Genomic DNA, 12,413 nt, shown 5'->3' with positions numbered 1-12,413 from the left:
GGAGCCGAGCGAGCACGCGGTTGAGAAGACGGCGACCGGGGCGATCCGCCGGCCAGGGTGAGCCACTTCTTCATGCGGGCATCTCCTCGACCAGGCCTGCCATTCGGCCGAGAAGCTCCGCGCGCTGTTCCGGGGTCACGGTCAGGATGTTCGTCGCCTCCGCGATCCACAAGCCGTTCGCAGCCAGCCACGCCACCAGGAGCGGGGCGGTGTCGGCATCCTCGCCGAAGCCGAACCAGGTGCGCAGATAGGCCAGCCACGGGGCCGACAGCTGGGGGCGCCTGACCGCCTCGGTGAAGACGACGAACTCGCCCGGGGTCACCCCGCCCTCCCCCGCGAAGTTCACGAAGGCGCGCACGCGCTGAGCCAGGGTCGATTCCTCGAGGGGGACGCCGAGCGCGTCGCACAGCTCGGTCTGCCAGCGGGCGATGACGTGCTTGATGACGCCGATCATCAGGGCGTCCTTCGAGGGGAAGTGGTACATCAGCCCGGCCTTGGTCAGGCCGGCCTCACGGGCGACAGACTCGTAGGTGATGTCCGCGCCACCTACGGCGTCGACGACGCGCAACGCCGCGTCGAGGATCTCGGTCCGGGAGCTTGGCCTCATGGTCATATGTATACCGTACGTACGGTGAAGTTTGCAACCAACTCCGACCTCCGGCCGCCGCGCCCAAGGTCGTCGATGGTGACTGTCTCGGACCTGCCGTGTTGTCGACGTGCGGCGCAGTTTTCGCAGACAGGCCGCCGCACTCTTCTCAATCCCGGGCGTGTCGGACCAACCGCGAAAAGTAGGTCGCTCGGCACGATGAGCCGGGTCGCTTGCCCTCGCGGAGCTAGGCACGGAACGTGACGTCAAGGTCCCGGTCCAGCGCTCGGAGCGCCCTTGCGACCGCTGTGACACCGCCCGTCAAGGCGGGCTTCAGCCACCACACCTGACGAGGGCCCCCGACTCACATACGCCCCGCCTCGAGGTTCTCGAAGGTCGTGGGCATCCCGAGCGCCCGCCGGAGCCGCGTTGCGTACTCTGCGCGTTCGCTCGCCTCTACCCAGCGTGCGTCGCGGTGGCGAAGGTACAGGTCGTCACCATGGTGGCGGGGGAAGACGTGAACGTGCAGGTGCCAAAGGTCCTGGTCGCCGGCCGGTTCGTTGTGTTGGCGTATCGACGTTCCCTCGCACGTGTAGGTCGAACGGACAGCGATCGCCAGCTGCTGGACGAGATCCCACACGGCGTGGTTGTCCTCGGGTGAAAGCGCGTACAGGTTCTCAACGTGCGCACGAGCGATCACGAGGGCGCTGCCCGGGTTGCCGGGCCACCACTTTGGCGCGACACGCGCGTAGGCACGGTCGGTGACCGCGACGATGTCACTGGGCTGGCTCCACTCGTCGGAGTAGCCCCGCTGCTCGAGGCAGAACGGACAGCTGAATCCGACCGGCTCATGAGTCACGTCCATCAGCGAAGTCTTCCAGTCCGCCAGGGCGCGCGGTAAGCAGCGCCGACTATGTGGAGCGCCGATCGAACGATCCAGTAGTGCGTCACGACAGTTCGTCCTCGTTCAGCCGGCGCAGCCAAGCCTCGACGACGTCGAGGTCACCACCCTGAACACCAGTCGACGAGTCGACGCGATGAAGAAGCGCGCGACCGGCGTGGTTCTCGCTCACCCACGCACGGTCCGCCCCCGTCAGCTCATCGTCAATCCACACGAACGGGCGCCCGGCCGCGATCCGGCACAGGTGCCTCGTCTTCCAGCTCAGCTCGGCAGCCGCGTCGTCGTCAGCCCAGACCGGATCCTCGAGCCCAGGGAGTGCTCCCATCTCCGCCACGGGTAGGGCTGGCAGTTCGAGAATCGGTGAGATCACCGTGTTCGCGTCGTGCATCCACGCCGTCGCCCAGACGACGTCGCAGTCGAGCGCCAGGAGCCGGGGACCGTGTGAGCGGTCGATCGCGGCGAGCTGTGGATTGCTCGGGTGTTGCCAGGTGGCGTACCAGCCCTCGAGAGTCTCCGGGAGCGACACGCCGCCCGTAGGTAACACCGTGCCGTCGACGTCGAGGAACAGCAGCGGGCGTTGCGCGGCACGGCTCACGGCGGCGAACGCTAGCAATCCCGACCTGCCACCTGCCACACGCGAGTCCCGTCAACAACCGCCGGGCGAGCACCACACACGTGTCCATGGAGAGCCGGCACGCAAAAAGGCCCGGAGCCGCAGCAAGCTGCGGCTCCGGGCCCCTGATCAGCCACGAGGGCGATGGGAGTCCGACACGACGTCAGAAGTCCCAGTCGTCGTCCTCGGTCTCGACCGCCTTGCCGATGACGTAGGAGGAGCCCGACCCCGAGAAGAAGTCGTGGTTCTCGTCCGCGTTCGGGCTCAGCGCCGCGAGGATGGCGGGGTTGACGTCCGTCTCGTCCTTGGGGAACAGGCCCTCGTACCCGAGGTTCATCAGGGCCTTGTTCGCGTTGTAGCGCAGGAACTTCTTGACGTCCTCGGTGAGGCCCAGCTCCCCGTAGAGCGCGTCGGTGTACTCCACCTCGTTCTCGTACAGCTCGAAGAGGAGCTCGAAGGTGTAGCCCTTCATCTCCTCCTGCTCGGCCGACGTCAGCTGTGCCAGGCCCTTCTGGTACTTGTAGCCGATGTAGTACCCGTGCACGGCCTCGTCACGGATGATCAGGCGGATCAGGTCGGCCGTGTTGGTCAGCTTGGCCCGGCTGGACCAGTACATCGGCGCGTAGAAGCCTGAGTAGAACAGGAACGACTCGAGCATCGTCGAGGCGACCTTGCGCTTGAGCGGGTCGTCGCCACGGTAGTAGTCGAGGACGATCTCCGCCTTGCGCTGCAGGGCAGGGTTCTCCTCGGACCAGGCGAACGCCGTGTCGATCTCCTTGGTGGAGATGAGCGTCGAGAAGATCGAAGAGTAGCTCTTGGCGTGCACCGACTCCATGAAGGCGATGTTGGTGTACACGGCCTCCTCGTGCGGTGTGATCGCGTCCGGGATGAGGGAGACGGCACCGACCGTGCCCTGGATGGTGTCCAGCAGCGTCAGGCCGGTGAACACGCGGGTGGTCATGAGCTTCTCGGCCTCGGTCAGGGTGTTCCACGACTGGATGTCGTTGGAGACCGGGACCTTCTCCGGCAGCCAGAAGTTGCCGACCAGGCGGTCCCAGACCTCGAGGTCCTTCTCGTCCTGGACGCGGTTCCAGTTGATCGCGGTGACACGGTCGATGAGCTTGAGCTTGCCCGTGGGCGCCATGGTGTTCTCTTCCCCGAATTCCAGATAGTTGCTCAAAGCATGCAGCTGACGCAGTTCTCGACCTCAGTGCCCTCGAGCGCCAGCTGCCGCAGGCGGATGTAGTACAGCGTCTTGATGCCCTTGCGCCAGGCGTAGATCTGCGCCTTGTTGACGTCGCGGGTGGTGACCGTGTCCGGGAAGAAGAGCGTCAGGGACAAGCCCTGGTCGACGTGCTGGGTCGCCGCGGCGTACGTGTCGATGATCTTCTCGTAGCCGATCTCGTACGCGTCCTGGTAGTACTCCAGGTTGTCGTTCGTCATGTACGGCGCCGGGTAGTACGCGCGCCCGAGCTTGCCTTCCTTGCGGATCTCGATCTTGGCCGCCACCGGGTGGATGGACGACGTCGAGTTGTTGATGTAGCTGATCGAACCGGTCGGCGGCACCGCCTGGAGGTTCTGGTTGTAGATGCCGTGCTCCATGACGGACGCCTTGAGCTCGCGCCAGTCGGCCTGGGTCGGGATGTGCACGCCGGCCTCGGCGAACAGGGTGGCGACCCGCTCGGTAGCGGGCTTCCACTCGGCGTCGGTGTACTTGTCGAAGTACTCGCCGGTGGCGTACTTCGAGTCCTCGAACCCGCCGAAGGCCCGGCCGCGCTCGGCCGCGAGGCGGTTCGACGCCGCGATCGCGTGGTAGGCGACCGTGTAGAAGTAGATGTTGGTGAAGTCGATGCCCTCGGTGGAGCCGTAGTGGATCCGCTCGCGCGCGAGGTAGCCGTGCAGGTTCATCTGCCCCAGGCCGATCGCGTGGCCCATCTCGTTGGCCTTCTTGACCGACGGCACCGACTCGATGCTGGTCTGGTCCGAGACGGCCGTGAGCGCACGGATCGCCGTGTCGATGGTCTGCCCGAAGTTCGGCGAGTCCATCGCCTTGGCGATGTTCAGCGACCCCAGGTTGCAGGAGATGTCCCGGCCGACCTCGTCGTACGAGAGGTCCTCGTGGAACGTGGAGGCCGTCGAGACCTGCAGGATCTCCGAGCAGAGGTTCGAGTGGGTGATGCGGCCCTTGATCGGGTTCGCGCGGTTCACCGTGTCCTCGAACATGACGTACGGGTAGCCGGACTCGAACTGCAGCTCCGCGATCGTCTGGAAGAAGTCGCGGGCCCTGATCGTGGTCGACGAGATGCGCTCGTCCGCGACGAGCTCGTCGTACTTCTCGGTGATCGAGATGTCCGCGAACGGCTTGCCGTAGACGCGCTCGACGTCGTACGGGCTGAAGAGGTGCATGTCCTCGTTGCGCTTGGCCAGCTCGAACGTGATGTCCGGGATCACGACACCGAGCGAGAGCGTCTTGATGCGGATCTTCTCGTCGGCGTTCTCGCGCTTGGTGTCGAGGAACCGCAGGATGTCGGGGTGGTGCGCGTGCAGGTACACCGCACCGGCGCCCTGGCGCGCACCGAGCTGGTTGGCGTAGGAGAACGAGTCCTCGAGCAGCTTCATCACGGGGATGACGCCGGACGACTGGTTCTCGATGTGCTTGATCGGCGCGCCGTGCTCACGGACGTTGCTCAGCAGCAGCGCGACGCCGCCGCCGCGCTTGGAGAGCTGCAACGCGGAGTTGATGCCGCGCGCGATCGACTCCATGTTGTCCTCGATGCGCAGGAGGAAGCAGGACACGGGCTCGCCGCGCTGCGCCTTGCCGACGTTGAGGAACGTGGGGGTGGCCGGCTGGAAGCGGCCGGCGATGACCTCGTCGACGATGTCACGGGCCGTCTGCTGGTCCCCGTCCGCCAGACCGAGGGCGACCATCGAGACGCGGTCCTCGAAACGCTCGAGGTACTTCTTCCCGTCGAACGTCTTGAGCGTGTACGAGGTGTAGTACTTGAACGCACCGAGGAACGACTCGAAGCGGAAGTCCGCGGCATAGGCGCGCTGGAACAGCTTCTTGACGAACGCCCGGGAGTATTTCGCGAGCACCTCCGGGTCGTAGTACTTGTTCTCGACCAGGTAGTCGAGCTTGGCATCGAGGGTGTCGAACTCGATGGTGTTCGGCAGCACGTGCTGCCGGAAGTACGCGGACGCCGCCTCGCGGTCCTTGTCGAACTGGATCTCGCCGTCCGGTCCGTACAGGTTCAGCATCGCGTTGAGCGCGTGGTAGTCGAGCTCCGCCTGCTGCAGCGGGACGCCCACGGGCTCCGGTGCGGTGGCCTCCGGCGTGCTGCTCACGCCGAGATCAGTGACTGTCGTTGCCAAAATCGTCCCAATCCGTCACGGACGCGCTGGGCGTCCTCTGCCGTCCCGAGCAGCTCGAAGGCGTACAGGTACGGCACCTGGCACTTCGCCGAGATGATGTCGCCGGCGATGCAGTAGGCAGCGCCGAAGTTGGTGTTGCCCGCGGCGATGACGCCGCGGATCAACGACCGGTTGTGCGCGTCGCCGAGGAACCGGCGCACCTGACGCGGTACCGACCCGCCCTCGTTGCCCCCGCCGTAGGTGGGGACCATGAGGACGTACGGTTCGTCGACCGTCAGGAAGCCGTCGGCGGGGCGCACCGGGATGCGGTGGACCGGCGTCCCCAGCTCCTCGAGGCCGAGGCGCTGGACGAACCGGTGCGTGTTCTCCGAGACGCTGGAGAAGTAGACGAGCGACCCCATGTCACCCTCCCCCGAAGGACGTGCTGCGTGCCGGCCCGACCGCGGGTGATCGCGGCAGGCCGGGGTGTCAGGCCGAGACGGCCTGCTGCGCCGCGACGGCGCTGATCCGGTCGGGGCGGAAGCCCGACCAGTGGGTGTCGCCGGCGACGACGACGGGGGCCTGCAGGTACCCGAGCCCGCGGACCATCTCGAGCGCCTCGGCGTCCTCGGTGATGTCCACGACGGTGTACTCGACGCCCTTGCGGTCGAAGGCGCGGTAGGTCGCGTCGCACTGCACGCAGGCCGGCTTGCTGTAGACCGTGACGCTCATGTCGCACTCCCTGTCTCGCCGCCGATCGGCGGTCGCCCGATGTCTCGTGATGCCGTGTCCCGGCGTGCGGTCCACGACGGTCGCTGCCGGCCCTGAGGCCCCTCTCGAGGGGCCGTGACCAGTGACGACACCGGTGGAACTACGCCGATGTTACTGGGCGGGAGCCTGGTGGCTTCCGCGTCCCACAAACACTACACCTAGTGTTCGCGGACCGCTCGCCCACGACATGTTGTGGTCGACACGGTTGTTGTTACACGGGTGTGATTCGCCCGGAATGGCCGTCCAGACGCTTCTGGAGGTGCCTTCCAGCATCGTCGCACGCGCCACCGACACCCCGGTTCGTCCACCGCTCGATCCACCGGCGCGACCGCTTCCGGACGGCCATCTCGTGCGCCTCGCGGCTGCTCGTCCACAGCCGTGGACGAGCACGGTCCACACCCTGTGCACGGTCATCAGCGGGCGCGGACGACGGTGGCCGCGGGTGAGTCTCAGATCTTCCTCACACTCGACGCGCCCGCGCGTGTCGCGCACGCCCGGGCGCGTCGCCGGGGATCAGGCGAGCGGGCCGGCCTCGAACACCGCAGGGACCCGACCGGTCCGGGCCAGCCGGGAATACCAGTAGGCCGAGTCCTTCCACGTTCGCTCACCCGTCGGGTAGTCGACGTGCAGGATCCCGAACCGCTTGGAGTAGCCGTAGGACCACTCGAAGTTGTCCATGAGCGACCACGCGAAGTACCCCCGCACGTCCGCGCCCGCGTCGATCGCGGCGGCGACGGCGGCCACGTGGTCACGCAGGTAGGCCACCCGCGCGACGTCGTGCACCCGCGCGATCCCCAGCGCGGGGTCCTGGACGACCTCGTCGGTGAACGACGCGCCGTTCTCCGTCACGGCGAGCGGCTGGTCCGGGTAGTGCTCGTGCAGGCTCACCAGCAGCTCGGTCAGCCCCCCGGGCTCGACGTTCCAGCCCATCGCCGTGTGCGGGCCGGGCTGCGGCAGGAACTCGACGTCGTCGGCGGCGACCCACGGCGAGGCCGCCGTCGTCTTGTGCCCGTCGGCCCGCACCGGCTCCCCCTCGCCGTCGAACCGGCGCACGCGGGTCGAGGAGTAGTAGTTGACCCCCAGCACGTCCAACGGCTGACGCACGACGTCGAGGTCGCCGTCGTGCACGAACGACCAGTCCGAGACGCCCGCCGTGTCCGCCTGCACGTCGGCCGGGTAGGCACCCTCGAGCAGCGGCCCGAGGAACACGCGGTTGGCCAGGCCGTCGATCTGCCGCACGGCGTCGGCGTCCGCGGACGAGTCCGAGGCCGCGCGGAGCACGTGCAGGTTCAGCGTGATCGAGCAGGCCGCCCCGGGCAGCTCGTCACGGATGGCGGCCACGGCCAGGCCGTGGGCGAGGTTGAGGTGATGTACGGCCGCAAGCGCCGCCGCCGGCTCGGTGCGACCCGGTGCGTGCACGCCCGAGGCGTAGCCGAGATAGGCCGAGCACCAGGGTTCGTTGAGCGTGGTCCACAACGCGACGCGGTCGCCGAGCTCCTGAGCCATGGCCCGGGCGTAGTCGGCGAAGGCGTTCGCCGTCTCGCGCGCTGCCCAGCCACCGGCGTCCTCCAGCTCCTGGGGCAGGTCCCAGTGGTAGAGGGTCACGTACGGGGTGATGCCCCGTTCCCGGAGCGCGTCGAGCAGGTTCCGGTAGAACTCCACGCCCTCGGGGTTCAAGGGCCCCCGACCGCCCGGCTGCACGCGCGGCCAGGAGATCGACAGCCGGTACGCCCCGACCCCGAGCCGCGCCAGGTGGTCGACGTCCTCGGCCCAGCGGTGGTAGTGGTCGCAGGCGACGTCTCCGGTGTCGCCACCCTGGACGGCGCCGGGCACGCGGCTCAGCGTGTCCCAGATCGACGGGCCGCGCCCGCCCTCGGCGGCCGCCCCCTCGATCTGGTAGGCCGCGGTCGCGGTCCCCCACAGGAAACCGTCCGGGAACTGCCCGGTCGTGCTGATGGTGCTCACAGGTCGATCCTCAATTCTCCCGGACCGTTCGCCTCGGTCCGCAGGCCACCGACCTGGACCGCCCATCGCGTGGGAGCGTTCCCGCTCGAGACGATGACGGCGCTCTCGGTGCGTCGTACACGGAAGGTTGCCGGTGCGCCCGCGCCACCGGGCACGCTGACCTCGGAGTCGTGACCCACCGCCAGCTCCACGCAGTGCAGCGTCACGCCCTCTGCCCAGGCGTAGTCGGGACGGTCGGTGCGGGCACCGACAGGGAGCACGCTACCCGCTCGGACCAGCAGCGGCAGGCTCGCGAACCCGTGCGTCTGAGTGACCCATCGCGGACCGGTCACGACCGAACCGTCGACAGGGCCGCCGTCGGCGACCGTGCCGACGTCCAGGTGCGTCCACCGCCCCTCGGGCACGTACACCTCGGCCGTGCCGTCCTGACGCAGGACCGGCGCCACCAGCAGCGAGTCGCCCAGCATGTACTGGGTGTCGACGCCGTAGGTCCCGCGATCCTCGGGGAACTCCAGGACCATCGGCCGCATCATCGGGGTGCCGGCACCCACGACCTCCTCGGCGAGCCGGCCCAGGTAGGGCATCAGTCGCATCTTCAGGTGCGTGAACCGCCGGGCGACGTCGACAGCCTCGTCGTCGAAGGCCCACGGCACCCGGTACGACGACGACCCGTGCAGCCGCGAATGGCTCGACAGCAACCCGAAGGCGAGCCACCGCTTGAAGACGCCGGCGTCCGGGGTCCCCTCGAACCCGCCGATGTCGTGGCTCCAGTACCCGAACCCGGACATCGCCAGCGACAGGCCACCGCGCAGGGACTCCGCCATGGCGGAGTAGGTGGAGTCGCAGTCGCCGCCCCAGTGCACGGGCATCTGCTGCCCGCCCGCCGTAGCGGCCCGGGCGAACACCACCGCCTCTCCGGTACCACGGCGGCGCTCGAGCAGCCCGAACACGGCCTCGTTGTAGAGCTGGGCGTAGTAGTTGTGCATCCGCTGCGGATCGGAGCCGTCGTGCCAGACCACGCCCTCGACGGGGACACGCTCGCCGAAGTCGGTCTTGAAGCAGTCCACGCCCTGGTCCAGCAGACGTTCCAGGTGCCCGAGGTACCAGGCGGTCGCCTCCGGGTTGGTGAAGTCCACCAGTCCCATGCCCGCCTGCCACAGGTCCCACTGCCACGTGCCGCCGTCGGCCGTGCGCAGCAGGTAGCCGCGCTCGGCGGCGTCGGCGAAGAGCGGCGAGCGCTGGGCGATGTACGGGTTGATCCACGCGCTCACCTTCAGGCCCCGCTCGTGCAGGCGAGCGAGCATGCCCTCCGGGTCGGGGAAGGTGCGCGGGTCCCACTCGAAGTCGCACCACTGGTACTCGCGCATCCAGAAGCAGTCGAAGTGGAAGACGCTCAGCGGGAGGTCACGCTCGGCCATCCCCTCGATGAACGAGGTGACCGTCTTCTCGTCGTAGTCCGTGGTGAACGACGTCGACAGCCACAGCCCGTACGACCAGGCCGGCACCCGCGGCGGACGGCCGGTGAGCGCGGTGTAGCGCCGCAGCACGTCCTTCGGCGTCGGCCCCGCGACCACGTGGTAGGTGAGCGACTGGCCCGGGACGGAGAGCTGCACCCGTGAGTTGACCTCCGAGGCCACCTCCAGCGACACCTTCTCCGGGTGCGCGACGAAGACGCCGTAGCCGGCGGAGGTGACGTAGAACGGGACGTTCTTGTAGGCCTGCTCGCTGGACGTGCCGCCGTCGGCGTTCCAGACGTCGACCTCCTGGCCGTTCTTGACGAACGGACCGAACCGCTCCCCCAGGCCGTAGACGTGCTCGCCCGGCGCCAAGGTGAGCTGCTCGTGGACCCAGTGGTCACCGGTGTCCGCCGAGATCGCGGCGACCGACTTGGGCAGGCTCGAGGTGATCACCTGGCCGTTGTGCTCGAAGTCCACGCGCCAGGGGCCCCGCCGGTGCACCCGCACGGTGAGCCCTCCGGTCTCCAGGACGCCGGCGGTCTCGTCCACCTTGACCACCGGGACGAACCCGGGCTCGGCGTGCACCGCGAAGTCCGGGCCACGCCGCACCGCACCCGCATGGTGCTCCACCCGGACGGTCACGACACCCGGCGCCGGGGAGGAGTAGGTCAGGGTGAGCAGCGGCCGGTTGAGCGTGTCGCCGCGGTGGCGGACCACGGTGGTCGGCGCATAGACCGTCATCGTGCCGGCGGCCTCGTCGACCCGGATGTCGTCGACCTCGACGGCGTACAGCGGGTGGATGCCGGGTCTGGACTGCCAGTAGCCGTCCGTGAACTTCATGGTCGGTTCACCTTCTCGTCGGTGGTGGTGCGGGGCGTCGAGCTCACTTCACCGCTCCCGCGGTGACGCCCCGGGTCAGGGTGCGCTGGAAGAGCAGGAAGAAGATCAGTGCAGGAAGGAGCGAGATGAGTGCACCGGCGTTCGTCGTCGGTGCATCCATCATGCGGTCGCCCTGCAGCGAGGCGAGCGCGATCGGGATCGTCTGGGTGTCGTTGGTCGTCAGCATGACCAGCGGGATGAAGAACTCGTTCCAGGTCCAGATGAAGAAGAAGATCATCAGGACCCCGAGCGTGGGGCGCACGATCGGGAACACCACGTTCCACAGGATCCGCCAGCGGCCCGCACCGTCGAGCGCTGCCGCCTCGAGCAAGGCGGGGGGGAACGTGCCCAGCACGGACGCCAGGAGGTAGGTCCCGAACGCCGACTGGATGACCGTGAAGATGATGATCACCGACCACTGCGAGTTCGAGAGCCCGACCTGACGCGCCATGTCGAACAGCGGGTAGATCAGCGCCTCCTGCGGCAGCATGTTGGCGAGCAGGAAGATCATCACGATCCACAGCCGGCCCTTGATGCGTCCGATGCCGATCGCGTAGGCGTTGAGCAAGGAGATGAGCGTCCCGGCGACAGCCACGATGGCCGAGATGAAGAACGAGTTCCAGAGCTTGACCGGGAAGTCCACGCGGTTCCAGAAGTTCAGGACGCCGTCCAGGTAGAGGTGGCTGGGCAGGCTCAGCGGCCCGTCCTGGGAGTACTCGGCGGGCGACTTCACCGCGTTGAGGACCATGATCACGAACGGCGCGAGCATCGCGAGCGCGACGACGACGGCGCCCGCGAGCACGAACCAGCGTGCGACGCCTCGGCGGTGGCGGGCGCCGGGGCGCATCGCCCGCAGGTCCCCCGTGCTGGCCGTCGTCGGGGCGGCGGTGTCGGTCGTGGCGACCATCAGTGACCAGCCTCCTCACGTCGCTCGGCGCGGGCCTGCAGCGACAGGATCACCGCGGCCACGAGGATGATCACGACCGTCAGCACGGTCGCGACCGCGGCGCCGTAGCCGACGCGCGACTTGTCGAAGAAGTTCAGGTAGGAGTAATAGCTCGGCACGAGCGTGGAGCTCTCGGGGCCACCGCGCGTGAGCACGTAGATGGGGCCGAAGACCTTGAGCGCCGCCACGGTGCACGTGAGGGTGACGACGAACGTCTCGGGGCGGATCTGCGGAATCGTGATGGCCCGGAACCGGCGCCACCAGCCCGCGCCGTCGAGCTCGGCGGCCTCGTGCAGCTCGGGGTCGACGCGCTGGAGCGCGGCCATGAAGATGACCACCGGATAGCCGATCTGCACCCAGATGAGCACGAGCATCACGCTCGGCAACGCCGCCGAGGGGTCACCGAGCCAGTTGGGCGGGTTCTCGACGCCCAGGCCGCGCAGGATCACGTTGAGCGCACCGGTCTGGGAGTTGAGGATCCAGTTCCACAGCACGCCCGCGACGGCGACGGGCAGGATCTGCGGCAGGTAGTACGTCGCGCGCAGCACCGCCGCCGCGCGGCCACCGAAACGGCGGCCCAGGTAGTCGAACAGCACGGCCGCGAGCACGAGCCCGATGAGGGTCGGCACGACGACCATCGCGATGATCATCGCGACGGAGTTCTGGAACGACGTCCAGAAGGCCGAGTCCTGCCACAGCTCGGCGTAGTTGCCGAACCCGACCCACTGCAGCGGTGCGAGGCCGCCCCGCCACGAGTAGAGGCTGATGTAGACGTTGGTGAACAGGGGGTACCCGATGACGACCACGAACAGGACCGCGCCGGGGATCAGGTACGGCAGGTAGGGCAGCCACGCGGGCCGGCGGCGCCGGGCGCGGGTGACTACGGGTGCGGGCATCTTCGAGCTCCTCTTCAGGTGCTGGGACCGGTGGCGGGGGCGCCGGGC

The 12,413-nt window shown here is 68.2% G+C and carries 11 protein-coding genes; all 11 read right to left on the bottom strand.

Going from position 1 to position 12,413, the window contains the following annotated elements:
- Window positions 1-70: 70 nt before the first annotated feature.
- The 11 genes from PZC42_RS17575 to PZC42_RS17525 all read right to left on the bottom strand — a co-directional run bounded on the left by PZC42_RS17575 (window position 71) and on the right by PZC42_RS17525 (window position 12,365).
- Entirely contained in the window at window positions 71-613 is a 543-nt protein-coding gene (locus PZC42_RS17575; RefSeq protein ID WP_277212902.1) for a TetR/AcrR family transcriptional regulator, read from the bottom strand.
- Between the two features lie 337 nt (window positions 614-950).
- Complete coding sequence (locus PZC42_RS17570; protein ID WP_277212901.1) at window positions 951-1,451, bottom strand: HIT family protein; 501 nt, start codon at window positions 1,449-1,451, stop codon at window positions 951-953.
- A gap of 82 nt (window positions 1,452-1,533) precedes the next feature.
- A complete protein-coding gene (locus PZC42_RS17565; RefSeq protein WP_277212900.1) occupies window positions 1,534-2,082 on the bottom strand; it encodes an HAD domain-containing protein in 549 nt (182 codons plus the stop codon).
- Window positions 2,083-2,263: 181 nt separating this feature from the next.
- A complete protein-coding gene (nrdF, locus tag PZC42_RS17560; RefSeq protein ID WP_277212899.1) occupies window positions 2,264-3,244 on the bottom strand; it encodes a class 1b ribonucleoside-diphosphate reductase subunit beta in 981 nt (326 codons plus the stop codon).
- A gap of 32 nt (window positions 3,245-3,276) precedes the next feature.
- Window positions 3,277-5,409 carry a class 1b ribonucleoside-diphosphate reductase subunit alpha gene (nrdE, locus tag PZC42_RS17555; RefSeq protein ID WP_277213019.1) on the bottom strand — a complete coding sequence of 711 codons (2,133 nt, stop codon included), beginning with the start codon at window positions 5,407-5,409 and terminating at the stop codon, window positions 3,277-3,279.
- Between the two features lie 32 nt (window positions 5,410-5,441).
- Window positions 5,442-5,873 (bottom strand): class Ib ribonucleoside-diphosphate reductase assembly flavoprotein NrdI, encoded by a 432-nt coding sequence (gene nrdI / locus PZC42_RS17550; protein ID WP_277212898.1) that lies wholly within the window; start codon window positions 5,871-5,873, stop codon window positions 5,442-5,444.
- Window positions 5,874-5,940: 67 nt separating this feature from the next.
- Complete coding sequence (nrdH, locus tag PZC42_RS17545) at window positions 5,941-6,183, bottom strand: glutaredoxin-like protein NrdH (RefSeq protein ID WP_277212897.1); 243 nt, start codon at window positions 6,181-6,183, stop codon at window positions 5,941-5,943.
- A 552-nt stretch (window positions 6,184-6,735) separates the two neighbouring features.
- Window positions 6,736-8,253 (bottom strand): GH1 family beta-glucosidase, encoded by a 1,518-nt coding sequence (locus PZC42_RS17540; RefSeq protein WP_438802968.1) that lies wholly within the window; start codon window positions 8,251-8,253, stop codon window positions 6,736-6,738.
- A complete protein-coding gene (yicI, locus tag PZC42_RS17535) occupies window positions 8,184-10,484 on the bottom strand; it encodes an alpha-xylosidase (protein ID WP_277212895.1) in 2,301 nt (766 codons plus the stop codon). The genes PZC42_RS17540 and yicI overlap by 70 nt, the downstream gene beginning before the upstream one ends.
- A gap of 43 nt (window positions 10,485-10,527) precedes the next feature.
- Window positions 10,528-11,430, bottom strand: coding sequence for a carbohydrate ABC transporter permease (locus PZC42_RS17530; RefSeq protein ID WP_438802967.1), 903 nt, complete (start codon window positions 11,428-11,430; stop codon window positions 10,528-10,530).
- Entirely contained in the window at window positions 11,430-12,365 is a 936-nt protein-coding gene (locus tag PZC42_RS17525; RefSeq protein WP_277212894.1) for a carbohydrate ABC transporter permease, read from the bottom strand. The genes PZC42_RS17530 and PZC42_RS17525 overlap by 1 nt, the downstream gene beginning before the upstream one ends.
- Window positions 12,366-12,413 lie beyond the last annotated feature (48 nt).

This window comes from Isoptericola croceus, assembly GCF_029382255.1.
Classification (GTDB): Bacteria; Actinomycetota; Actinomycetes; order Actinomycetales; family Cellulomonadaceae; genus Isoptericola; species Isoptericola croceus.
This window is presented reverse-complemented; position numbering and strand designations above follow the sequence as displayed.